Raw genomic sequence first — 22,729 nt, forward strand, 5'->3', positions numbered from 1 at the left:
GTGGACCGCTCAGTCGCGCTCAGGACACCTGATGTTCACCCAGGCTTGCTGATCCGTCAGAGGCCTTTTCAGGGCCTTTTGAGAACGACTCTGTGGATCTAAGGGTTTGCGTCGTGATCATCCTGTTATACAGTCGTCGGCGGTTCGGTAAACAACACGAACCGCACACGGGTCAACGCCGAGCCCTGCCAGGGCCCATGTGCTCCCCTCGAACACCATGGCAGGGGTGGGGGACCCAGGAAGTTGGGTATCGACCGTGAGTGGCCGAAACCCTGGGGTGAAGTCCGCGGGAGCGGACCGGGCTATGAATCCCAGCCCGAACCCGACAGCTAACTTCACAGGCGTCGGGAGACAACCATGCCCGTCACTGCCCGACGGACGTCGCTTTCGCGCGCCGTCAGCCAGCTCGCTGAGGCGAGTACCGACCGGCCCAGCGGCCGGACCCTGGCGAAGCACCGCAAGTCCACCCGCCCGGGGACGCCCCGGGCCGCTGCCGCCGTTCTCTCGGTCGGCCTCGCCGTTGGCGGTGGAGCGGCGCTGAGCCTCACCACCACGCCGGCGACCGCCTCCGCCAGCACGGCCATGACCGCGGCTCAGCAGCGCGGCCACATGAGCATCCCGAGCCGGCCGCTGCTTCGGCAGGGCGACTCCGGCCCGACCGTCAAGTACGTCCAGAAGGCCCTGCACCTGGGACCGGACGGCTACTTCGGCACCAGCACCGTGCGGGTGCTGAAGAAGTTCCAGACGTCCTGGGGCCTCAAGGCGACCGGTTACACGGACAAGAAGACGTGGGGCCGGCTGACCTGGGCCGCCAAGCACAAGGTGCTCTACGGCAAGTACGGCGCCAGCGCGAGCAGCGGCACCACCACCTTCCGGGCGAAGGTGCTCCGCGAGGCGGCCAAGCTCAAGGGCACGCCGTACCGCTACGGCGGCACGACCACCCGCGGCTTCGACTGCTCCGGCTACACCGGCTACGTGTACAAGAAGGCCGGCCACGCGCTGCCCCGGACGTCGCGTCAGCAGTACAGCGCGACCAAGCACATCAGCCGCAGCGCCGCGAAGCCCGGTGACCTGGTGTTCTTCCGCAACGGTGGCGGCGGTGTGTACCACGTCGGCATCTACGCCGGCGGGAACATGCTGTGGCACGCCTCGAAGCCGGGTCGCCCGGTCGCCAAGGCGAAGATCTGGACCAGCAGCGTGGCCTTCGGCCGCATCTGAGTCCTGACCGGTTGGCGCCCTTCCCCCCATTGGGCGCCTGCTGGTCGTCAGCGTCCTCATCCCCCCAGGCACGCTGGCCCCTGAAACCGGCCTGAGCCGTCGCTCTCCCCTCACCCCTCCGACGGCCCGGGCCGGTTTCCTATGTCCCGGCCTTCCATCGCTGAGGAAGTCTGGCGGCGCTAGTCGTCGAGGAGGCCGGCCTCGTAGGCCAGGATCGCCACCTGGACGCGGTTGGTGGCGTCCAGCTTCACCAGGGCCCGGGAGACGTGCGCCTTGACCGTCGCCTCACTCATGAAGAGCTTCTTGCCGATGTCGGCGTTCTGCAGGCCGCGGCCGACCGCGACCAGCACCTCCCGCTCCCGCTCGGTGAGCTTGCTGATCCGCTCCTGCGCCACCCGCCGCCGATCCGCCCGCGGGTCTCCGGCGAAGTGCCCGATCAGTCGGCGCGTGACCGCCGGCGACAACATCGCGTCGCCCGCCGCGACCACCTTGATCGCCTGCACGAGCTCCCGCGGCGGCGTGTCCTTCAGCAGGAACCCGCTCGCCCCGGCCTGCAACGCCCGGAACACGTAGTCGTCCAGGTCGAAGGTCGTCAGTACGACGATCTTCGGCGGCTCCGGCAGCGCCTGGACCTCCCGGGTCGCGGCCAGCCCGTCGAGTCGCGGCATCCGGATGTCCATCAGTACGACGTCCGGCCGGTGCTTGGTCACCATGGCCGCGGCATCCGCTCCGTCCTCGGCCTCGGCGACCACTTCGAGCTCGTCGTCGGACTCGAGGATCATCTTCAGTCCGGCCCGGACCAGCGCCTCGTCGTCCACGATCAGCAGCCGCGTCATCGTTCCCCTTCGGTGCGGTTCAACGCCGTCTTGCGATGCAACGCGGTATCGCGATCCAGAGCCGCGTCGCGGTCCAGCCCTGGTTCCATCAGCACCGGCTCGGCATCCTGCCGGTGATCGTCCCACGGCAGCCAGGCCTCGACCCGCCAGCCACCCTTCGGAGTCGGCCCGGTCGTCAGCCGCCCGCCGACCAGCTGCACGCGCTCGCGCAGCCCGACCAGCCCCGCGCCGGCCCCCGGCAGCAGGGACTCGGCCGCCACCGGCCGCACGTTCCTCACGCGCACCGTCACGCCCTCACCGCGAGCACCGTGGACCATGACGTCGGTCGCCGCGCCGCGGGCGTGCTTGTGGACGTTGGTCAACGACTCCTGCACCACCCGATACACGGTCCGCCCGACCGAGTCCGGTACGTCGTCCGGCAGCGCACCGACGTACCCGACTGTCACCCCGGCGTCGCGGGAGGCCGTGATCAGCCGCTCCAGGTCCGCGGCCTGCGGTACGGGCGCGAGGTCGGCCCCGGCAACGCTGACGTCGGACCGCAGTACGCCGAGGACCTCACGGAGGTCCTCCATCGCTTGCCGGGCGGTCTCACGGATCAGGCGGGCCGAACCCTCGACCTTGTCCGCGCCGACGGTCGGGTTCACTTCGAGGCCGCCTGCGTGCAGGGCGATCAGCGAGACCTTGTGGGCGAGTACGTCGTGCATCTCCTGCGCGATCCGGGACCGCTCGCCGAGGCGGGCCTGCTCGCTGCGCAGCTCGCGCTCGGCCTCGGCACGTTCGGCGCGGTCCCGCAGGGAGGCCATCAGGTCCCGGCGGGCGCCGATGTACGCACCGATGGCTATCCAGGTGCCGATGAGGAACGGGCCGGTGAAGACCGACACCCAGAGCTGTCCCCGGTCGCTGACGCTGTTCAGGACGTAGGCGGCGTACGCCGCGAGGCCGAGGATCGCCAGTGCGATGTCCCGGCGGCGGATCGCCAGCGTGAGCAGGGCGAGGCCCATCGGGACGAAGATCGACGCGGTCAGCAGCGCCAGAACGGTGATCGCGGTGACGGTGACCGGGAAGCGCCGGCGCCAGAGCAGCGCGAGCGACGCGACCACACCGGCTCCCAGGACGTACCAGTCCTTGACGCTCCAGCCGTTCCCGCCGGACGCCGCCTGCAGGACGATCGTCAGCAGGCTGAAGGCGACGTACAGGAAGTCGCGCAGGCGCGGGGCATGCCTGACCCACCAGGCGTACCACCGGCGCAACCGTCGCATTCAGTCACTGTAATTGGCCGAACGACGCCGGCACGTCCCCCATCTGGCTGGGTTATGGCCTTCTCCCTGACAACTTTCGTAGGGGGTGATCGCAGCCGCTCGTCCGATGTGCGACCGGGGTCGGTGACGGTTGACTCGTTGTCATGATCACCGTCGAGAACCTGACCAAGCGCTACGGCAGCACCGCGGCTGTCCAGGACGTGTCGTTCACCGTGCAGCCGGGCAGCATCACCGGCTTTCTCGGCCCGAACGGCGCCGGCAAGTCCACCACGCTGCGGATGCTCACCGGGCTGACGCCGCCGACCTCCGGCACCGCCACCATCACCGGCAAGCGGTACGTCGACCTGCCGAACCCGGGCCGTGTCGTCGGGGTCATGCTGGACGCCGCCGCCCAGCATCCGGGCCGCACCGGCCGCGAGACGCTGCTGCTGAACTCCAGCCTGCTCGGGGTGCCGAAGACCCGCGCCGACGAGATGCTCGAGGCGGTCGGTCTCGAGCACGCCGCGAAGCGCCGCGTCGGTCAGTACTCGCTCGGTATGCGGCAGCGGCTCGGGATCGCCGGCGCGCTGCTCGGTGACCCCGCTGTCCTGATTCTCGACGAGCCCGCCAACGGGATGGACCCGGAGGGCATCCGCTGGATGCGTGGGCTGCTGCAGGACTTCGCCGCCCGCGGCGGCACCGTGATCCTGTCCAGCCACCTGCTGGGTGAGGTCCAGGCGACCGTCGACCGACTGGTCGTCATCGGCGGTGGCCGGATCGTTGCCAACGGCTCCCTGGAGGAGCTGCTGGCCGGGACCGGCACCAAGGTCCGCGGCCTCGACCCGATCGGCCTGAACGAGGCCCTCACCGCCGCCGGCCTGGACCTGGAGCCGCTCCCGGACGGTTCGCTGCGCGTCGACGCCACCGCCGAGCAGGTCGGGCGCGCCGCCGCCGCTGCCGGCCAGATCCTGCTCGAGCTCCGCCAGAGCGACGGCGCCGGTCTGGAGGACCTGTTCTTCCAGCTGACCACCGCACCGGCCGCCGCGGCCGCCTGATCACACCTACTTCCAGCTTCCAGGAGATTCCGATGACCACCGTGACCGACGTCGCACCCACGGCGCCCGCCAAGCACCGGGCCGAGGTGGCGACCAGCCTGCCGCCCGCGCGCGGCCAGTCCTTCCTGAAGCTCGTCACCATCGAGCTCCGCAAGTCCGTCAACACCCGCAGCGGCCGGGTCCTGATCGCCGCGATCCTGCTGATCGCGCTCGCCGCGCTGGCCTGGCAGTTCACCCACCTGCCGAAGGGCCTGGCCGGCTTCGACGGCTTCCTGGGCGCCGCGTCCACCGGCGTGATGCTGCTGCTCCCGGTGATCGGCGTGATGGCGATGACCTCGGAGTGGACCCAGCGGACCGCGCTGACCACGTTCACGCTGTCGCCACGCCGGGTCCGGGTGCAGCTGGCCAAGTTCGTCTCCGCGGTCGTGCTGAGCGCGGTCGTAATGACCGTGGTCGTCGGGCTGGCGTTCGTGAGCACCGCCCTGGCCGGTGCGGTCACCGACCACGCGACGTCGTACGCCGGGCTCGGTGGGCTGCTCGCCGGGGCCTACCTGACCGTCGCGCTGAATGTTGTGATGGGCGCCGCGTTCGGTGCCTTGGTGCCGCAGACCGCGGTCGCGATCCTCGCCTACTTCATCGCGCCGACCGCCTGGTCGCTGGCCGGGCCGGCGCTGTTCAAGGACAACGCGAACTGGCTCGACGTGTTCGGCGCGCTCGGCCGGATCGCGGAGCGTGACCTGCACGGGATGGTGCCGGAGACGCTCACCGCGGTGGGGGTCTGGATCGTCCTGCCGACCATCGTCGGACTGTGGGCAAGCTCACGTCGCGAGGTCAAGTAACAGGCGCCGGACGCGGCGGGGTGAGCCGGTTTGAGGGGATCGGCCACCCCGCCGCTGCGGCGATCGGACCGCTTCGGGGTCACGCCAGGGGGCCGGTGCGTGTGTCGATCCTCAGCTCCGGGTATCCTTGAACCACGATTACTGACGACTGATCCGTGGGCGCCACGCAGCGTACCCGGTTGACTTGTGCGAGGGGGTCGACGCTATGGGGCGCGGCCGTGCAAAGGCCAAGCAGACTAAGGTCGCACGCGACCTGAAGTACCGCACCTGGGACACCGACCTGGACCAGCTCAAACGAGAGCTGTCCGGTGGCGAGCAGGGCGGCACCAGTTCTGCGAACGGCGACAACGACGGCGACGGAGACGACGCCGACGACTACCACCCCCGTCGGTAAGCAACATCAGCCCGGCTGAGCTGCTCGGCACCCCGTGGGGTGGCTGAGCAGTTCTCCGTGCGTCCGACGTAGTTCCACCACACCAGCACCACAGGTGAGTTCTTGCTGCGCAAGCCGGCGGGCCCAGGCAGCACGACCATCAGGTCGGTGCTCCTGTCGGTGGTCAGGTCTCTGTGACACCGCCGCGCCCGGTGCAGCCAGGCGCGGCGGTCCGTGCCGCAGGATCTGCTCGGCGCTCTACTTGGCGTAGGCCCCTTCGAGGGTGACCGTGCCACCGGCGTTCGCGGTGACCTCACCACAGACCCATGCCGGGATGTCCCGCGCGGCCAGCGCCTGGATCGCCGCATCGGCCGACGCCGGGTCGAGGACGGCGACCATGCCGGCGCCCATGTTCAGCGTCTTCTCGAGCTCCGGCAGCGCGACGTCTCCGAGCAGTCCGACCAGCCCGAAGATCGGCGCCGGCGTCCACGTCGATCGGTCGATCCGCACCGACAGGTCGTCCGGGATCACTCGCGCCAGGTTCGCCGCGAACCCGCCGCCGGTGATGTGCGACATCGCGTGCAGCGGCTTCTCGTCCGCCCCGTTCAGCTCCTGGATCAGCTCCAGGCAGTGCTTCGCGTACACGCGCGTCGGCGTCAGCAGCACCTCGCCCAGCGTCGTACCCAGCTCCGGCACCACCCGGTCGAGCGTCCACTTGGCCCGGTCGAAGAACACGTGCCGGACCAGGCTGTACCCGTTCGAATGCAGTCCCGACGACGCCATCGCCAGTACGACGTCTCCCGCGCGGACCCGCTCCGCGCCGAGCACCTCGTCGGCCTCGACGACACCGGTCGCCGCGCCCGCGACGTCGTACTCGTCCGCCGCCAGCAGACCCGGGTGTTCCGCGGTCTCGCCACCGACCAGCGCCGTACCGGCCTCGACGCACGCCTCGGCGATGCCCTTGACGATCTGCGCGATCGTCTCCGGGACCACCTTGCCGGTGCAGATGTAGTCGGTCATGAACAGCGGCTCGGCACCGCACACGACGAGGTCGTCGACGACCATCCCGACCAGGTCGAACCCGATCGTGTCGTGCTTGTCGAGCTTCTGTGCGATCGCGACCTTGGTCCCGATGCCGTCCGTCGAGGTCGCCAGCAGCGGCCGCCGGTACGACGTCAGGGCGGTCGCGTCGAACAGCCCGGCGAACCCGCCGAGCCCACCGACCACCTCGGGGCGGGTCGCCTTCGCCACCCACTCCTTCATCAGCTCGACGGCCCGGTCACCGGCCTCGATGTCGACCCCGGCGGCGGCGTAGCTCGCCCCTTCGCTCACGTTTCTCTCCCTGCTACAGCTCGGTACGGCGGCTCTGAAGCCGGTACGTCGTACGTCCGGCGTCCCCGCCCAGTCTGACGGACCGGCTCGCGCAGCGCGCCGCCCGGTCCCGCGGGTTCCCGCGGGGTCCTACGGCCGGCTGAGCGCGTCGGCCGCGCCGCCACCACCGGAGATCGTCGCCAGGCCGTCCGCGTCGGTCCGCGCCGGCTCCTCGAGCAGGTGCTTGCCGAGCTGCTCGGGCTCGGGCAGCGCGACCGGGTACACCCCGTCGAAGCAGGCCCGGCAGAGCCGGTCCTTCGGGACCGTGGTCGCCTCGACCAGACCGTCCAGGCTGATGTACCCGAGCGAGTCGGCGCCGAGCGAGCGGCAGATCTCGTCGGTGTTCAGCCCGTTCGCGATCAGCTCGGCGCGGCTGGCGAAGTCGATGCCGTAGAAGCACGGCCACTTCACCGGCGGCGCGGTGATCCGGACGTGGATCTCCTTGGCGCCGGCCTCACGCAGCATCCGGATGACGGCGCGCTGCGTGTTGCCGCGGACGATCGTGTCGTCGACGACGACCAGGCGCTTGCCCTCGATCACCTCGCGGAGCGGGTTCAGCTTGAGGCGGATACCGAGCTGGCGGATCGTCTGGCTGGGCTGGATGAACGTGCGCCCGACGTAGGCGTTCTTGACGAGACCGGAACCGTAGGGGATGCCGGACTCCTCGGCGTACCCGATCGCGCCTGGCGTACCGGACTCGGGCGTCGCGATCACCAGGTCGGCGTCGGCCGGGTACTCCCGGGCGAGGCGGCGGCCGATCTCGACGCGGGTCGAGTAGATCCGCTGGCCGGAGATCTGGGTGTCCGGTCGGGCGAGGTACACGAACTCGAAGAGGCAACCCTTCGGGTCCTGCTCGGCGAACCGCGTGGAGCGCAGGCCGTCGGCGTCGATCGCGACGATCTCACCCGGCTCGACCTCGCGGATGAACGAGGCGCCGACGATGTCCAGCGCGGCGGTCTCGCTGGCGATCACCCAACCGCGCTCGAGCCGGCCGAGCACCAGCGGGCGGATGCCCTGCGGGTCGCGGGCGGCGTACAGCGTGTTCTCGTCCATGAAGATCAGGCTGAACGCGCCCTTGACCTTCGGGAGGATCTTCGCGGCCGCCTGCTCGATGGTGAGGTCCGGGTACCCGGCGAGCATCGAGGTGAGGATGTCGGTGTCACTCGACGCACCGTGCTTCGCGTTCGCCTTGGCGTGGTCGACCTCGGCGTCCAGACCGAGATCAAGGTCACCTTCGCCGTTCAGGCTGGCGGCGAGCTCGCTGGTGTTGGTCAGGTTCCCGTTGTGACCGAGCGCGATCGACCCGGTCGCGGTGGACCGGAACGTCGGTTGCGCGTTGGCCCACACACTGGACCCGGTCGTCGAGTAACGGCAGTGACCGATCGCGATATGCCCTCGGAGCGACGCGAGCGTCGCCTCGTCGAAGGCCTGGCTGACCAGCCCCATGTCCTTGTAGACGAGGATCTGGCTGCCGTTACTGACCGCGATCCCCGCGGACTCCTGCCCTCGGTGCTGCAAGGCATAGAGACCGAAGTAGGTGAGTTTGGCAACCTCTTCCCCCGGCGCCCAGACCCCGAAGACGCCACACGCGTCCTGCGGTCCCAAGTCCTGAGGGTCAAGTTCATCGGTGAGTCGACCATCGCCACGAGCCACGCCAGCAGTCTACGGGACGCCGAAGGGCCCCCAGACCCACGCCTACCAACAGGCGAGACCTGGGGTACACGCCGGCTCGGCAGGGGTCGCAGCGTTGGCCGGGGCTGCGACGCCCAGGAGCAACATGGCGGAACCGACTACGATCAGCAACTTCTTAATCACGATTTGCTCCTCCGAAATAACCCTGAACCAACCATTGGCTGCTCTTTGTGGACGCTCTCTGTATATGGTCGGTTCCGACAGACAGCTGAAGGAGAGGGACCGTGCTCGAGCCGCTGGGGGTGGACGAAGCCACTTTCGCGGTCTATCACGCCCTCCTCAGCCACCCGGACAGCACGCCCGAGCAGATCGCGGCGCTGGTTGATCGTCCGATGGCGGAAGTGAACGATCTCCTGGACAGGCTCCGCGAGCTCGAGCTCCTCGTCCCGACGTGGACCAATCCGTCGACCGAACACGCGGTACATCCGCGCCTCGGACTCACCGGGCTGGCCGAGCGGCGCCGTACCGAGCTCAACCTTCGTCTGGGAGAGCTCAACGAGGCCGCTGCCTCCGCCGAGGTGATCGCCGAGCAGTACAACGATCTCCTGACCGCCCGGAGCAGCGGCGACGTCGAGGTACTCAAAGGACGGGCGAACGCGTCCCGGCGCATCGAAGAGCTCGCGCTCAAGACGCGCGAGACGTTCTGGGTCCTCGCGCCTGCCCACGTCGAGGACATCATCCAGGTGGCCGACAACTCGCCGGACTTCGCGCTGCTCGAGCGCGGGATCAAGATCAAGTCCGTCTACCTGCAGAGCATGGCGGCCTCCAAGCAGGCCATCGAGTACGCCGCGAAGATGCACCGCCTCGGTTGCGAGATCCGCGCCACGCCGACGCTGCCGATGCGGCTGATGATCGTCGACCGGGAGCTCGTGGTCATGCCGATGGACCCGGAGAACCCGACGGCCGGCGCCGTCATCCACCGAACTCCCGCGGTCGTCGCGGTGGCCATCGCCCTCTTCGACTCCTACTGGGCGCGGGGCACAGAGATGTTCGCCCCCGACGAGCGCGACGAGTCGCCGCTCACGCCGCACGAGTCCGAGGTACTGCGACTGCTCGCCGGCGGCGCCAAGGACGAGCAGGTCGCCCGCCTGCTCGGCATCTCATTGCGCACCGCCCGCCGCATCACCGCCAACCTCTCCGAACGCCTCGACGCCGCCAGCCGCTTCGAACTCGGCGTCGCCGCAGCAAAACGCGGCTGGGTCTGACCCAGCCGCGTTTCCAGCCCGCGGGCTACACCGTCTTCAGGGCGCCCAGGAGTTTGGTGAGGGAGTCTCGGGCGTCGCCGAAGAGGAGTGTGGTTTTGGGGTCGTAGAGGAGTTCGTTCTCGATGCCCGCGAAACCTGGGCGCATGGAGCGTTTGAGGAAGATGACGCGTTGCGCCTCGTCGGCGTTCAGGATCGGCATGCCGTAGATGGGGGCCGACGGGGTGGTGCGGGCGGCGGGGTTGACCACGTCGTTGGCGCCGACCACGAGGACGACGTCGGTGGACTTGAAGTCGCCGTTGATGTCGTCCATCTCGCGCAGCTGGTCGTAGGGCACCTGGGCCTCGGCGAGCAGGACGTTCATGTGACCGGGCATCCGGCCCGCGACGGGGTGGATGGCGTAGTCGACCTTCACGCCGCGTCCCTGCAGTTCCTCGACGAGGTCGCGCAGCGTGTGCTGGGCCTGCGCCACGGCGAGGCCGTACCCGGGCACGATGATGACCTTGTTCGCGTACCCGAGCAGGATCGCGACATCCTCCGGTCCCGCCGAGATCACCGGCCGGTCGGACGCCGTACCAGCGCCCAGTGTGGAGCCGCCGCGGACCGCGCCGAAGAGGATGTTGAACACGGACCGCCCCATCGCGTCCGCCATCAGCTTGGTCAGCAACGTACCGGCGGCGCCGACGAGCGTGCCGGCCACCAGCAGCAGCGTGTTGCCGAGCACGTACCCGCCCGCGGCCACCGTCAGACCGGTGAACGCGTTCAGCAACGAGATCACGATCGGTACGTCGGCGCCGCCGACCGGCAGCACCAGCATCACGCCGATCGCCAGACCGAGCAGGCAGAGCAGTACGCCGACCCACACGCGCGGGTCCGACACCAGCCAGACTGCGAGCGTCAGGCCACCGAGGATCGACGCGATGAACAGCACCGGCAGACCCGGGAACGTCACCGGCCGGGTCGTCATCAGCTCCTGCAGCTTGGCGAACGTCACCACCGAACCGGAGAAGCTGATCGCCCCGACGAGGATCGTGAACGCCGTCGCGATCGCCGCCACCGTCGCGTCGGCCGAGACCTCACCGAGCTCGAGCAACGCGACCAGCGCGGCCGCGCCACCGCCGACACCGTTGAACAGGGCAACGAGCTGCGGCATCTGGGTCATCTGCACCCGCCGCGACCCGACCACACCGCCGACGGTGCCGACGACCAGCGCGATCAGGATCGGCGCCAGGTGGTCCGGCTTGTACGCCGCGAACGTGATGAGCACCGCGAGGACCGCGCCGGCGGCACCGATCAGGTTGCCGGTCCGGGCGCTACGCGGCGACGAGAGTGCCTTCAACGCGACGATGAAACAGACCGCGGAGACCAGATAGCCGATCTGGGCCCAGGTGGGGATCACTTCTGCAGCTCCTTCTTCCGTGCCCCCGGACCTTTGAACATCTGCAGCATCCGGTCGGTGACGACGAACCCGCCGACCATGTTCACCGTCGCGAGGACGACGGCGATCAACCCGACGATCACCACGATCACCGAGTCGGCGGACCCGGTGACGATGATGGCGCCGACCAGGATGACGCCGTGGATGGCGTTCGCCCCGGACATCAACGGGGTGTGCAGGGTCGAGGAGACCTTGCTGATCACCTCGACCCCGACGAAGGCCGCGAGCACGAAGATCGTCAGCAACGCGATGGATTCACTCATCAGGCCTGCCCTCCCAGCAGTTCGCGGGTCGGCTCGTGGAGCACGCTGCCGTCGTGGGTGACGCAGCAGCCGCGGACGATCTCGTCGTCGAAGTCCGGATCGAAAGCGGCGTTCCGGGTCATCAACCTGATCAGGTTCGCGATGTTCTGACCGTAGAGCCGCGACGCCGGTCCCGCCATCTGGCTGGGCACATTCGCACCGCCCCAGACCAGCGCGTCACCGATGGTGAGCTCGGTCCCGGCCACGGAGCCCTCGACGTTGCCGCCCTGTTCGGACGCCAGGTCGACGACCACGGACCCGGGCTTCATCTGCTCGACCATCGACCGCGACACGAGCATCGGCGCGGTCCGGCCCGGTACGGCGGCCGTCGTGATCAGGGCATCCGCCGCGGCGATGTACGGCGTCAGCAGTTCGCGCTGGAGTTGCGCGCGCTCCGGGGTCATCTCGCGGGCGTAGCCACCAGGGCCGTCCAGCGTCCCGAGTTCGAGCTCGATCGGGACGGCGCCCATCGAGGCGATCTCCTCGGCGGCGGCGGTCCGGACGTCGTACGCCTTGACGACCGCGCCGAGGCGTTTCGCGGTGGCGATCGCCTGCAGACCGGCCACGCCGGCGCCGAGGACGACGACCTGGGCCGGCGGGACGGTGCCGGCCGCCGTCATGTTCAGCGGGAAGAACCGGGGCAGTCGCTCGGCCGCGACGATCGCCGCCCGGTACCCGGCGACCAGCGCCTGGGAGGACAGCGCGTCCATCGACTGGGCCCGGGAGATCCGCGGGATCAGCTCCATCGCGAACGCGGTCAGCTTGGCCCGGGTCGCCGTCCGGACCATGTCCGGTGGGTTGGTCGGCAGGAACGACATCAGCGCCGTACCGGCGTGCAACCGCTGCAGGCGTTCGCGTTCCAGCGGCTGCACCGACGCCACGATGGTGGCCGCGTGGTCGGCGCCCCAGGCCACCTCGGCACCGGCGTCACGGTACTGGTCGTCGGAGAACAGCGCGCGCTCGCCGGCGGCCGGCTCGACCGCGACCTCGTACCCGAGCTCGATCAGTTTCGCGACATGCTCCGGCACCAGCGCGACCCGGCGCTCCGCCGGTCTGGTCTCCCGTACGACTGCGATCTTCACTCGCCGAAACCTATGCCAAACACTGGGTCGCCGGAAAGCCTGGTCAGGACTGGTTTGCGAGGTTCTGCAACAAAAGGGCCTCGGCGAGGCAGACCTTGTGGAACTCGGCGAGGTGCAGACCCTCGTCGATCCCGTGCGCGCGGGTGTCCGGGTCCTCGACGCCGGTGACCAGGATGGTGGCCTTCGGGAAGGTCTGCTGGAACTCCGCGATGAACGGGATCGAGCCGCCCATCCCCATGTCGATCGGCTCGACACCCCAGGCCTCCTGGAAGGCCGAACGGGCCGCCTCGTACCCCGCGCCGCGCGCGTTCACGCTGCACGGCTGACCGTTCTGTCCCTCGGTCACGGTGACCTGCGCACCCCACGGCGCATGGCTCTCGAGGTGGTCCTTGAGCGCCGCGCTGGCCTTCTCCGCGTCGTCACCCGGCGCCACCCGCAGGCTCACCTTGGCGCGCGCGACCGGCACCAGCGTGTTGCTGGCCTCGGCCACCGACGGCGCGTCGATGCCGACGACGGCGACCGCGGGCCGGGTCCAGAGCCGGTCGACCAGCGAACCCGAACCGGTCAGCCGGACCGAGTCCAGGACGCTCGACTCGGCCCGCAACCGGTCCTCCGGGTACACGACGTCCGCGGCGCGCGAGGCGTGCAGACCGTCGACTGCGACATCGCCCTTGTCGTCGTGCAGGGTCGCGAGCAGTCGGCAGAGCGCGGACAGCGCGTCCGGGATCGGGCCGCCGAACAGGCCGGAGTGGACCGCGTGGTCGAGCGTCCGAACCTCGACGTACGCCTCGACCAGGCCGCGCAGCGACACAGTCAGCGCCGGGTGCCCGACCTCCCAGTTGCCGGAGTCGGCGATCACGATGGCGTCGGCGGCGAGCTCCTCGGAATACTCGTCGAGCAACTGCAGCAGGGTCGGCGAGCCGATTTCCTCCTCGCCCTCGACGAACACCGTCACCCCGACCGGAAGATCGTTGCCGAAGGCCCGTACGGCGGCGAGGTGCGCGGCGATCCCGGCCTTGTCGTCGGCGGCGCCACGCCCGTAGAGCCGGTCGCCGCGCTCGGTCGGCTCGAACGGCTCGGAGGTCCACTGCTCGACCGGTCCGGTCGGCTGGACGTCGTGGTGCGCGTACAGCAGCACCGTCGGCTGCCCGGCCGGGGCCGGCTTCTTCGCGATCACGGCCGGCGCCCCGTCGCCGGCGCGGACGATCTTGACCGTGAAGCCCTCGGCCTCGAACAACGCCGCGGTCGCCTCGGCGGACCGCTGGACGTCGGCGGCGCGGGCCGGGTCGTAGCTGACCGAGGGGATCCGGATGAGGTCCTCGAGGTCGGCACGGACGCTGGGCAGAACGCGGTCGATCGCCGCGGACAGATCGGTCATGGGCCCTACGGTACGGCGTCTGTTCGCGAACTCGACGCCCGGGAAACCTGTCATGTCAACAATTGCCGTCCTACTCTGAAATTCTCGAAGGTTTTCGCCCACAACCGAAGAGGATCACCATGGCAGTGTTGAATTTGGCGCCCGACCCGCCGCCCCGGCCTCGACGCCCCCTTGCCCTCATCATCACCGTCGTCACAGCCGCCGCGGCCCTCACGTCCGCGGCCCCGGCGTACGCCGCGATCAGCTGCGACACCGACACCACCGGCGGCTCCACGTTCTACGACGGTCCGTCCGCGTCGAAGAAGTACGACGCCCGCTTCAGCAACAGCGCGAGCATCCCGAACCTCAGCACGTACACGCCGCAAGGCGCCGGTACTTGGTACAACTGGGACGGCTCCGGCACGAACCTGCTCCTGATCGCGGCCTACCGCGACGGCGCGGATTCGGAGATCTACGGCATCGACCCGTCCACCGGCTCCACGGTCGGCGTGGTCGCGATCGCGGAGTCCCACGTCGGCGGGATCACCGTGAGCAAAGGCTGGGCGTTCGTGTCCGGTCAAGGCAGCAGCATCCGCAAGTACCGGCTGACCGAGCTCCGCGACGCGTTGAAGGCCGCCGGTACGCCGTACCTCGCGCAGGTCGGCACTGCGCGGGACGTGGCCGGCTCGTCGTTCATGGGGAGCTACGGCGACTCGTTGTTCGCCGGGACGTTCAACGACACCGGACGCGGAACGATGTACGAGTACAAGATCGCGGACGACGGCACGCTGACCACCGTGGCCGGCGCCTGGGAGATCCCGACCAAGACACAGGGTCTGACGATCACTGCGAACCACTTCATCTACAGCACGTCGTACGGGCGTGGGAACCGCAGCAACATCTATGTGGTCAAGCGCGGGCAGAAGGACCTGGACGCGGCGGCGCTGAGCTGCTTCCGGGCGCCGAGCATGACCGAGGGCATCACGGAGTACAACGGGACCGCGTACCTGGTCTACGAGTCCGGGTCGCATCTGTACGCGTCGGACCCCGCCACCCTCAACGTCATCCCGCGGATGCACAAGGCAACCATCACGTCGCTGACTTCGCTGGTGCCTTAGGAGCTGGTGCTTCTAGGACTGGTATTGCGCTGAGTTGAGCACTTCGGTCCGGGTCGCTTCGTCGGCGGCCCGGACCTGGATCCGCAGCAGTGTGCTGTCGTTGAGCTGCCGGTACTGCTCGGCGATGCTCGGGGAGCCGCTGCAGGTGATCTGGAAGGTGACCCGCTGGTCGCCGTTGCTGGGTGAGCCGGCGGTGCAGCCCGTCGGGGCGGTGACGCTGTCCGGAAGCTTGGTGGCGTTCAGCAGGCCGACGTACACGCCTTCGATCTGCGGGTTGGTCTGCCAGGTAGACGTGTTCGTGCTGACGACCAGCGACTTACTAGGGTCGACAGCCTTCTCGTGCCAGGTCCTGGGAACCTTGACCGACAGCGGGCTGTTGTCGACCTCCACCGGGCGGGTGAGCACGTACCGGTACCCGCCGTACCCACCGGCGGCTGCCAGGACCACTGCGGCGAGTGCAGTGATCACACCGGCACGTCGACTGCGCTTGGGCTTCGTAGCCACCGTTGTCTGGCCAGAGTTGGCCAGTGCGGTGTCCTGGTCGACCGGTGCGGCGGCTGCCGTCGGTTTGGGCATCACAGCGGCCGGCACCAACTGGGCCGGGACCTTGCCGGTCGTGTGCGCCTCACGGAGCGCGTTGAGGAAGCTGTCCAGGTCAGGCCAGCGCTGATCCCGGTCCGGTTCGAGTGCACGCCGTACGACGACGTCGATCGCGTCCGGCACGTCTTCGCGCAGCGTGGTCATCGAGGGCGGTGGTGAGTCGATCTGCATCACCGCACCGAGGCTGACCACACCGTGCGGCGGCTGACCGGTGAAGGCGGCGTACGCGACCGCTCCCAGGGAGTAGAGGTCGGCACGGTGGTCCAGGCGCTCACCCATCACCTGTTCCGGAGCGACGTACGCCGGGGTGCCGCCGGGCATCGTGATGCGGGAGACCTCGGCCAGTGATTTGCCCAGACCGAGGTCGGAGAGCATGGCGCGGTCACCGGCCGGATCGGTGCGGAACAGGACGTTGGCGGGCTTCACGTCGCGGTGCAGGACGCCGCGGGCGTGCAGGTGCTTCAGGCCGCGGCCGACCTGCGTGATGATCCGGACCGCCTCGGCGAACTCCAGCTGGCCGGCCTTGATCCGGTCCGCGAGGGTGCCGCCGTCGGCGTAGGTCAGCACCATGAACGGGCGGCCGTCGTCGGCCTCGCCGATGTCGTGGACGCCCACGACGTACAGCGAGTCGACCTTGCGCAGGAACCGGCCCTCGTCGAGGAAGCGGCGCCGGACGTCCCCGTCCTCGACCCAGTTCTCGGACAGGATCTTGACCGCGACCTCGGCGTCCAGCTGCTCGTCCCTGGCCAGCCAGACCGTCGCGAAGCCCCCGGCACCCACCCGGCGGACCAGGGAGTACCGGCCGATCCGCGGTGGCTGGTCCATGTCGTAATTATGCTCGATCCGTTCTGCGACCCGTTCGCTGGAGTGAACAAAGCAGTGTTTCGGGACGTCACATCTGCGACGGCAGGGCCGGAAGCCCGCCGGACCGTGGTCCGCCGCACGGTCGATACCCGCCGTGCCCTGACCACGATCGATAGGAGATCGCCCGATGCGAGCGCAGAACGGCCGTCTGGTCGCCGTCGTCGCTGCCGTCGCCGTCGCCGCCATCGCGGGCGGCGGCGCCCTCGCCTCCCGCCAGGGCCCCCAACCCGCTGCGGCCGCCGACGCCGGGCCACTCACCAGTTCGCCGTCACCCGCCGCGAGCACCCCGTCGGCGACGTCGTCCGCCCCGAAGCCGACACCGACCACGCCGTCGAAGACCACCCCGAGCGGCCCGGCCAAGACAAAGATCGACCTCCAGAAACTCACCACCGGCCGCGCGCCCCAGGTGACCTACCTGAGCGGCCGCACCATCCGCGGCGGCGCCGGCAACGACGTCACCGTCCCGGGCAACGCGGACATCCAGGAGGTCGCCCGGCGCGGCACGTTCGCACTCGCCATCGTCACGAAGGGCACCGGCACGGAGATGCTGACCCTCGACAGCGAGGGCAAGATCACCCGCCGCACCCCTGACATCACCCAGATCGTCACCACCGAGGACGACCTGTCCGCGTCGTACGTCGGCTCGCGGCTCAAGGACACCGGTGAGGCAACGGCAGGCGCCACCCTGTACTCCGAGCAGGACAGCGTCGACGGCGTCAAGAAGGTCACCGTGCCGGGCCTGTGGAACACGACGTTGCTGGGCTACACCGACGGCAAGGTCTACTTCGATGCCTCGACGACGCAGGAGGGCACCAAGTCGACGCTGTACGAGTGGACGCCGGGCGAGTCGAAGGTCGTCGAACTCAGCGGCGTCCCGAAGGCCACAGCGGTGTCCAGCGCGGGTACGGCGGGCTCGCTCACCACGCTGGCGAATCAGAACAGCTGCAGCAGCCTCCTGGCCGTTCCGAGCGGCAGGCGACTCTGGCGCACCTGTGACTACCAGATCGCCGGCTTCACGCCAGACGGCGCGACGGTGATCGCCGGGCCGATGTACGAGGACGGCTATGGCAACGGCATTGCCGCAGTTCTGGACGCCAAGTCCGGCAGTCTGCTGCACGAGTGGACTGGAGTGTTCCGGCAGTGGGTCCCCGAGGACGACCAGCACCTGCTGCTGCTCGCTGATGACGGTGAGGGGACACCTGCCTCGATCGTCCGCTGCACCATTTCCACTGGGGCCTGCGAACTGGCGACGCCGCTCGCCAAGGGCGCACTGCTGATCGGCGCCTGAGGTGCCGGAGTGGCCGTTCTGATCGACACCGTCCCTGGAGAGCCGATGGCGGTCTCGGGAGATGGCCGTCTGGTCTCTGCCCTCAGCAGATAGCCCCGTGTTCGTTGAGCTTTGCGGGCAGACTGCGGACATGACGACGGTTGCTGTGCTGGCTGATGTCCACGGAGTACTGCCGGCGCTGGAGAGCGTATTGGCGGAGCCAGATCTGCGGACCGCTGACGTGATCGTGATGGCCGGGGACATCGCGAGTGGTCCGCAGCCGGTGGAGACGTTGGACCTGCTGGTGGGTTTGGGCGAGCGAGCGGTGTGGGTACGCGGTAATGCGGACCGTGAGCTCGTGGAGATGGCCCGGGGGACGTACGACGCCGAGCCACCGGATGCGGTGAGCCCGTGGGCCGCGGCGCAGTTGCGACCGGATCAGGTCGAGCTGCTCTCCAAACTGCCGACGACGGTGACGCTCGGCGACACGCTTTTCTGCCACGCGACACCACGGGACGACGAGGAGATGGTGCTGGTCGACAGTCCGATCTCGCGGTGGGCACAGGTGTTCGACGGACTGCCGGACGACGTCAGAACAGTGATCTGCGGTCACACCCACATGCCGTTCGCCCGTCAGGTCGACCGGCGGCTGGTGGTGAACGCAGGCAGCGTCGGCATGCCGTACGGCGCTCCTGGTCCGAGCTGGGCGCTCCTCAGCGCAGACGGCGTACAACTGCGTCGTGCACCTCTGGACGCGACCAAGGCGGCGGAGCGGATCGTGAGCGAGTCCACGTACCCCGGGCGAGCGGAGTGGGTCGCTGAGTACCTGCTGAGCAACTACTCCGACACGGAAGCGCTGGAGGCGTTCAGGCCGCGCGTGGAGGGCTGAGCCGCTACCGTCATGGAGTGTTCACGCGGCGGCGCAAGCATTTCGGGACTCCGGCCGACAAGGCGACGTATGCAACCCTGCATACCGCCTCGCTGGCCAGCCCGCACCTGCGCGAGGGTCTGACCCCCACCGCGGCCGGCAAGGCCAGCAAGCACCTCCGGGACCTCCTCGGTACGGCGGCCATCGCGATCTGCGACTCCTCCGGCGTACTCGCCTGGGACGGCGTCGGCGGACCGTACGAGAGCAACCACCGCCGCGACGCCAAGGACCTCGCCGCCCCGACACTGCGTTCCGGCCGTACGGCGGTTCTCGGTGCACACGACGTGGCGTGTGGCGACCCCCAGTGCCCCATCCGTACGGCGGTGGTGGCACCGATCGTCACCGAGGAACGCGTGGTCGCCGTCCTGGTCGCGTACAGCAACAACACCTCGGCCGCACTCGTCAGAGCGACCGAAGAGGTCGCTCGCTGGGTCTCCGGCCAGGTAGAGCTGGCAGAGCTCAACAAAGAGCGCACCCGCGCGATGGAAGCCGAGCTGCGCGCACTCCGCGCACAGATCAGTCCGCACTTCATCTACAACGCTCTGGCCGCTATCGCGTCGTTCGTGCGCACCGACCCCGAGCGGGCCCGTGAACTACTGCTGGAGTTCGCGGACTTCTCCCGCTACGCACTCCGCCGCGGCGGCGAGTTCACGACGCTCGCCGACGAGCTGCGCAACGTGGAACGCTATCTGGTCCTCGAACAGGCCCGCTTCGGCGATCGGCTCAAGGTGTCGCTGCAAATCGCTCCCGAGGTACTGCCGGTGGTCATCCCGTTCCTGGTCGTCCAGCCCCTGGTGGAGAACGCCGTACGGCACGGCCTGGAAGGTACGACGGGAGTCGGCAACATCACCATCCGCGCGCGGGACCGGATCAACGAGGCCGAGATCAGCGTCGAGGACGACGGCGCCGGCAGCGATCCGGAGGTGATCCGGGCCGCGTTGTCCGGTGGCTCCGGCAGCGACTCGATCGGTCTCGGAAACGTCGACGCGCGCCTGCGGCAGGTGTACGGCGACACGTACGGACTGATCGTGGAGACGGCCGTTGACGCCGGGACGAAGGTGACGTTCCGCATCCCGAAGTACTCCTCGGGTGTGCACGCATCGGCGTAGAAAACCCTTGTTTCATTGACGCTTCCGGTCTGGCGGACTAGCGTCAGGGACATCGGCAGGCGACGACCGGATCGCCTCTCCAGTGGCGATCACGGCCCACAGCAAGCGGTATCGCACGACTCCACCGGCATCGGTGGAGCGTCCTGGAGGGGAGTAGTGCTCGTGCCGGGAAACAGGGCAGTCATCTACAAGGGACCGGGCTCCGTGGCAGTCGAGACCATCGACTATCCGACCCTGGAACTCAAGGACGGACCGGGGGTCAACCCTGCGAATGTCGGCCGGCAGGTTCCGCACGGCGCGATCCTCAAGGTGGTCGCGACCAACATCTGCGGCAGCGACCAGCACATGGTGCGCGGCCGCACGACGGCGCCGCCGGGACTCGCGCTCGGCCACGAGATCACCGGTGAGGTGGTCGAGACCGGGCGGGACGTCGAGTTCATCAAGGTCGGCGACCTGGTCTCGGTACCGTTCAACATCGCCTGCGGGCGGTGCGTGAACTGCAAGGAGGGCAAGACCGGCGTCTGCCTGAACGTGAACCCGGACCGGCCGGGATCGGCGTACGGGTACGTCGACATGGGTGGCTGGGTCGGCGGTCAGGCCGAGTACGCGCTGGTTCCGTACGCGGACTGGAACCTGCTGAAGTTCCCCGACAAGGACAAGGCGCTGGAGAAGATCCGCGACCTGGCGATGCTCGCCGACATCTTCCCGACCGGCTACCACGGCGCCGTCACCGCCGGTGTCGGCACCGGTTCGACGGTGTACGTCGCAGGCGCGGGCCCGGTCGGGCTCGCCGCGGCCACGTCGGCGTTGCTGCTCGGGGCGTCGGTGGTGATGGTCGCGGACCTGCAGAAGGAGCGGCTGGACCAGGCGCGCAGCTTCGGCTGCGAGGCGATCGACGTGTCGAAGGGCGACCCGAAGGACCAGATCGAGCAGATCCTCGGTGAACCCGAGGTCGACTGTGCGATCGACGCCGTCGGGTTCGAGGCCCACGGGCACGGCAGCGACGCCCAGGCCGAGCGGCCGGCGACGGTGCTGAACACGGTCATGGACGTCACCAAGGCCGGTGGCGCGGTCGGTATCCCGGGGCTGTACGTCACCGGCGATCCCGGGGCCGGCGACGAGGCGGCGAAGATCGGTTCGCTGTCGATCCGGCTCGGCCTCGGCTGGGCGAAGTCGTTGTCGTTCACGACCGGCCAGTGCCCGGTGATGCGGTACAACCGGCAGCTGATGAAGGCGATCCTCGCCGACCGGACCCAGATCGCGAAGAACGTCAACGCCACGGTCATCTCGCTGGACGACGCACCCCGTGGGTACGCCGAGTTCGACCACGGCGCCGCCCGGAAGTACATCCTCGACCCGCACGGGATGATCAAGTAGCCCGTCGCGTGGTGTCCACGGTGGGAGCGGGGTATCCCCGCTCCCACCGCATCGGGTGATACTGGGTGTGGGTGGGGGCAGACCGCGCGCGCGACAAGGGCGACTTCCATGAGCATTGACACCCGGTTGGACCTCGAGTTCGCTTACACGAGCCACGACGACTCGTGCAAGGATCTCTACTCTCCGCATTACTACTGCCGGCGGCCACGCGGGCACGACGGCGTACACGCAGCGGGTTACGGCTCGCACCGGGTGCGCTGGGAGCATCAGTCGGATCTTCCGCCACGATTGGCGTCCTAGACGCTAGAGCCAGATCGTGGTCAGGCGACTACTGTTCGCACCATGGCCGACACTCCCCTGCGTGCCCTGGTCGCAGACGACGAGGAGCCCGCCCTGGCCGAACTGGTGTACCTGCTCGGCCAGGACGCCAGGATCGGCGAAATCCGCACGGCCTCGAACGGTCCGGACGCGCTGAAGATCCTGCAGGCCACCGATCTGGACGTGGTGTTCTGCGACATCAAGATGCCCGGCCTGGACGGTATCGACCTGGCCCGGGTGCTGTCGAAGTTCGCCAGCCGCCCGCAGATCGTCTTCGTGACGGCGTACGACGAGCACGCGGTGGCAGCGTTCGACCTGGAAGCGACCGACTACGTCATGAAACCGGTCCGGCCGGAACGACTGGCCGAAGCGGTCCGGCGCGTGGTGACGCAGGGTGCACCGACAGCACTGCAGTCCCCGGAAGAGACAGAGGACGAGGTGATCCCGGTCGAGCTCGCCGGCGTCACCAGGTTCGTCCAGCGCTCCACAGTCCGGTACGTCGAGGCACAGGGCGACTACGCACGACTACACACCGGCCAGAACTCACATCTGGTGCGCGTCCCACTCAGCACGCTCGAGGACCGCTGGCGGGACGCGGGGTTCACCCGGATCCACCGGAGCACGCTGGTCGCATTGCAGCACGTGGACGAGATGCGGGTCGACGGTGGACGGTGCGCCGTCCGAGTGGGCGACGACTGGCTCCCGGTGAGTCGACGGCACACCCGCGAGCTCCGCGACCTCCTGGTCCGCTCGACATCTCTTAGATGAGTACGGCTGACGGACCGCGCAGGGTCCGCGTCACCAGTCCCCGAGCCAGCGCGGCCCGGCGTCCGCTCACTCCCACCGGCACCCGCGAGATCGACGAGCAGACGCGGCTCGGTGAGGTCTACATGCAGTCGCTGATCCAGTCCCAGCTCCGACTGACGCTGGCTGTCATCGGCGGCGTACTGCTGGTGCTCGGGAGCATCCCACTGCTGTTCTGGCTGGTCCCGCCGGCGCGCACACTGTCCGTCTTCGGGCTGCCGCTGCCCTGGGTGATCCTCGGCATCCTGGTGTATCCCGTGGTGTACGTCGCCGCGCGCATCTACGTCCGGCACGCCGAACGGATCGAGGCCGAGTTCACCGAGTTCGTAGGGCGGCAGTAG

The 22,729-nt window shown here is 69.0% G+C and carries 21 protein-coding genes and 1 riboswitch; of the genes, 12 read left to right on the top strand and 9 right to left on the bottom strand.

Going from position 1 to position 22,729, the window contains the following annotated elements:
* The first annotated feature begins 190 nt into the window (after window positions 1–190).
* A riboswitch (cyclic di-AMP (ydaO/yuaA leader) is annotated at window positions 191–358 on the top strand.
* Window positions 358–1,218 (top strand): C40 family peptidase, encoded by an 861-nt coding sequence (locus tag AC0662_RS19085; RefSeq protein WP_452197114.1) that lies wholly within the window; start codon window positions 358–360, stop codon window positions 1,216–1,218. (Overlaps the previous riboswitch by 1 nt.)
* Window positions 1,219–1,397: 179 nt before the next feature.
* Here the strand turns inward: AC0662_RS19085 and AC0662_RS19090 are convergent, their stop codons facing one another.
* Together AC0662_RS19090 and AC0662_RS19095 are read right to left on the bottom strand one after the other, a co-directional pair.
* Window positions 1,398–2,054, bottom strand: coding sequence for a response regulator (locus tag AC0662_RS19090; protein ID WP_478302122.1), 657 nt, complete (start codon window positions 2,052–2,054; stop codon window positions 1,398–1,400).
* A complete protein-coding gene (locus tag AC0662_RS19095; protein ID WP_478302124.1) occupies window positions 2,051–3,313 on the bottom strand; it encodes a sensor histidine kinase in 1,263 nt (420 codons plus the stop codon). Before AC0662_RS19095 ends, AC0662_RS19090 begins: the two co-directional genes overlap by 4 nt.
* Before the next feature lie 143 nt (window positions 3,314–3,456).
* On the opposite strand from AC0662_RS19095, the gene AC0662_RS19100 reads away from it, so the two are divergent.
* From AC0662_RS19100 to AC0662_RS19110, 3 genes are all read left to right on the top strand, one after another.
* Window positions 3,457–4,347 (top strand): ABC transporter ATP-binding protein, encoded by an 891-nt coding sequence (locus AC0662_RS19100; protein WP_478302126.1) that lies wholly within the window; start codon window positions 3,457–3,459, stop codon window positions 4,345–4,347.
* Window positions 4,348–4,379: 32 nt separating this feature from the next.
* Window positions 4,380–5,186 (top strand): ABC transporter permease, encoded by an 807-nt coding sequence (locus AC0662_RS19105; protein ID WP_478302128.1) that lies wholly within the window; start codon window positions 4,380–4,382, stop codon window positions 5,184–5,186.
* 205 nt (window positions 5,187–5,391) lie between these two features.
* Window positions 5,392–5,580: a DUF3073 domain-containing protein gene (locus tag AC0662_RS19110; RefSeq protein ID WP_452197109.1), complete on the top strand. Its 189-nt coding sequence runs from the start codon at window positions 5,392–5,394 to the stop codon at window positions 5,578–5,580.
* 237 nt (window positions 5,581–5,817) lie between these two features.
* Here the strand turns inward: AC0662_RS19110 and purM are convergent, their stop codons facing one another.
* A complete protein-coding gene (gene purM, locus AC0662_RS19115; protein WP_452197108.1) occupies window positions 5,818–6,891 on the bottom strand; it encodes a phosphoribosylformylglycinamidine cyclo-ligase in 1,074 nt (357 codons plus the stop codon).
* 129 nt (window positions 6,892–7,020) lie between these two features.
* Window positions 7,021–8,583, bottom strand: a complete 1,563-nt coding sequence (purF, locus tag AC0662_RS19120) for an amidophosphoribosyltransferase (protein WP_452197107.1) — start codon at window positions 8,581–8,583, stop codon at window positions 7,021–7,023.
* Window positions 8,584–8,846: 263 nt separating this feature from the next.
* Between purF and AC0662_RS19125 the strand changes: the two genes are divergently transcribed.
* Window positions 8,847–9,827, top strand: a complete 981-nt coding sequence (locus AC0662_RS19125) for a helix-turn-helix transcriptional regulator (RefSeq protein ID WP_452197106.1) — start codon at window positions 8,847–8,849, stop codon at window positions 9,825–9,827.
* 25 nt (window positions 9,828–9,852) lie between these two features.
* Here AC0662_RS19125 and AC0662_RS19130 read toward each other — a convergent pair whose 3' ends face one another.
* Genes AC0662_RS19130 through AC0662_RS19145 form a run of 4 tightly spaced genes read right to left on the bottom strand, consistent with a single transcriptional unit; the run spans window position 9,853 to window position 14,024 of the window.
* Window positions 9,853–11,223, bottom strand: coding sequence for an NAD(P)(+) transhydrogenase (Re/Si-specific) subunit beta (locus AC0662_RS19130; RefSeq protein ID WP_452197105.1), 1,371 nt, complete (start codon window positions 11,221–11,223; stop codon window positions 9,853–9,855).
* A complete protein-coding gene (locus tag AC0662_RS19135) occupies window positions 11,220–11,525 on the bottom strand; it encodes an NAD(P) transhydrogenase subunit alpha part 2 (RefSeq protein ID WP_452197104.1) in 306 nt (101 codons plus the stop codon). The genes AC0662_RS19130 and AC0662_RS19135 overlap by 4 nt, the downstream gene beginning before the upstream one ends.
* Window positions 11,525–12,646, bottom strand: a complete 1,122-nt coding sequence (locus AC0662_RS19140; RefSeq protein ID WP_478302132.1) for an NAD(P) transhydrogenase subunit alpha — start codon at window positions 12,644–12,646, stop codon at window positions 11,525–11,527. Before AC0662_RS19140 ends, AC0662_RS19135 begins: the two co-directional genes overlap by 1 nt.
* A gap of 43 nt (window positions 12,647–12,689) precedes the next feature.
* Window positions 12,690–14,024, bottom strand: a complete 1,335-nt coding sequence (locus AC0662_RS19145) for a M20/M25/M40 family metallo-hydrolase (RefSeq protein WP_478302134.1) — start codon at window positions 14,022–14,024, stop codon at window positions 12,690–12,692.
* Window positions 14,025–14,143: 119 nt separating this feature from the next.
* Here AC0662_RS19145 and AC0662_RS19150 point away from each other — a divergent pair, with 119 nt between their 5' ends.
* Window positions 14,144–15,121, top strand: coding sequence for a hypothetical protein (locus AC0662_RS19150; RefSeq protein WP_478302136.1), 978 nt, complete (start codon window positions 14,144–14,146; stop codon window positions 15,119–15,121).
* Between the two features lie 12 nt (window positions 15,122–15,133).
* On the opposite strand, the gene AC0662_RS19155 is transcribed toward AC0662_RS19150, so the two are convergent.
* On the bottom strand, window positions 15,134–16,546 hold the full coding sequence (locus AC0662_RS19155; protein WP_452197100.1) for a serine/threonine-protein kinase: 1,413 nt from the start codon (window positions 16,544–16,546) through the stop codon (window positions 15,134–15,136).
* Window positions 16,547–16,712: 166 nt separating this feature from the next.
* On the opposite strand from AC0662_RS19155, the gene AC0662_RS19160 reads away from it, so the two are divergent.
* The 6 genes from AC0662_RS19160 (at window position 16,713) to AC0662_RS19185 (ending at window position 22,729) form a co-directional block, all read left to right on the top strand.
* Window positions 16,713–17,873 carry a hypothetical protein gene (locus AC0662_RS19160; RefSeq protein ID WP_478302138.1) on the top strand — a complete coding sequence of 387 codons (1,161 nt, stop codon included), beginning with the start codon at window positions 16,713–16,715 and terminating at the stop codon, window positions 17,871–17,873.
* A gap of 130 nt (window positions 17,874–18,003) precedes the next feature.
* Window positions 18,004–18,741, top strand: a complete 738-nt coding sequence (locus AC0662_RS19165; RefSeq protein WP_478302140.1) for a metallophosphoesterase family protein — start codon at window positions 18,004–18,006, stop codon at window positions 18,739–18,741.
* Between the two features lie 17 nt (window positions 18,742–18,758).
* Entirely contained in the window at window positions 18,759–19,889 is a 1,131-nt protein-coding gene (locus tag AC0662_RS19170; protein ID WP_452197097.1) for a histidine kinase, read from the top strand.
* Window positions 19,890–20,051: 162 nt separating this feature from the next.
* Window positions 20,052–21,266 (top strand): formaldehyde dehydrogenase, glutathione-independent, encoded by a 1,215-nt coding sequence (gene fdhA / locus AC0662_RS19175; protein WP_478302143.1) that lies wholly within the window; start codon window positions 20,052–20,054, stop codon window positions 21,264–21,266.
* 342 nt (window positions 21,267–21,608) lie between these two features.
* On the top strand, window positions 21,609–22,352 hold the full coding sequence (locus tag AC0662_RS19180) for a LytR/AlgR family response regulator transcription factor (protein ID WP_452197095.1): 744 nt from the start codon (window positions 21,609–21,611) through the stop codon (window positions 22,350–22,352).
* Window positions 22,349–22,729 (top strand): hypothetical protein, encoded by a 381-nt coding sequence (locus AC0662_RS19185; protein ID WP_452197094.1) that lies wholly within the window; start codon window positions 22,349–22,351, stop codon window positions 22,727–22,729. Before AC0662_RS19180 ends, AC0662_RS19185 begins: the two co-directional genes overlap by 4 nt.

Source organism: Kribbella sp. NPDC043289 (assembly GCF_056436705.1).

What these genes read in the sequence shown, in the direction of transcription:
- AC0662_RS19085 (WP_452197114.1), top strand. Translation starts at nt 358, where the DNA reads ATGCCCGTCACTGCCCGACGGACGTCGCTTTCGCGCGCCGTCAGCCAG.
- AC0662_RS19090 (WP_478302122.1), bottom strand. Translation starts at nt 2,054, where the DNA reads ATGACGCGGCTGCTGATCGTGGACGACGAGGCGCTGGTCCGGGCCGGA.
- AC0662_RS19095 (WP_478302124.1), bottom strand. Translation starts at nt 3,313, where the DNA reads ATGCGACGGTTGCGCCGGTGGTACGCCTGGTGGGTCAGGCATGCCCCG.
- AC0662_RS19100 (WP_478302126.1), top strand. Translation starts at nt 3,457, where the DNA reads ATGATCACCGTCGAGAACCTGACCAAGCGCTACGGCAGCACCGCGGCT.
- AC0662_RS19105 (WP_478302128.1), top strand. Translation starts at nt 4,380, where the DNA reads ATGACCACCGTGACCGACGTCGCACCCACGGCGCCCGCCAAGCACCGG.
- AC0662_RS19110 (WP_452197109.1), top strand. Translation starts at nt 5,392, where the DNA reads ATGGGGCGCGGCCGTGCAAAGGCCAAGCAGACTAAGGTCGCACGCGAC.
- AC0662_RS19135 (WP_452197104.1), bottom strand. Translation starts at nt 11,525, where the DNA reads ATGAGTGAATCCATCGCGTTGCTGACGATCTTCGTGCTCGCGGCCTTC.
- AC0662_RS19145 (WP_478302134.1), bottom strand. Translation starts at nt 14,024, where the DNA reads ATGACCGATCTGTCCGCGGCGATCGACCGCGTTCTGCCCAGCGTCCGT.
- AC0662_RS19150 (WP_478302136.1), top strand. Translation starts at nt 14,144, where the DNA reads ATGGCAGTGTTGAATTTGGCGCCCGACCCGCCGCCCCGGCCTCGACGC.
- AC0662_RS19155 (WP_452197100.1), bottom strand. Translation starts at nt 16,546, where the DNA reads ATGGACCAGCCACCGCGGATCGGCCGGTACTCCCTGGTCCGCCGGGTG.
- AC0662_RS19160 (WP_478302138.1), top strand. Translation starts at nt 16,713, where the DNA reads ATGCGAGCGCAGAACGGCCGTCTGGTCGCCGTCGTCGCTGCCGTCGCC.
- AC0662_RS19165 (WP_478302140.1), top strand. Translation starts at nt 18,004, where the DNA reads ATGACGACGGTTGCTGTGCTGGCTGATGTCCACGGAGTACTGCCGGCG.
- AC0662_RS19180 (WP_452197095.1), top strand. Translation starts at nt 21,609, where the DNA reads ATGGCCGACACTCCCCTGCGTGCCCTGGTCGCAGACGACGAGGAGCCC.
- AC0662_RS19185 (WP_452197094.1), top strand. Translation starts at nt 22,349, where the DNA reads ATGAGTACGGCTGACGGACCGCGCAGGGTCCGCGTCACCAGTCCCCGA.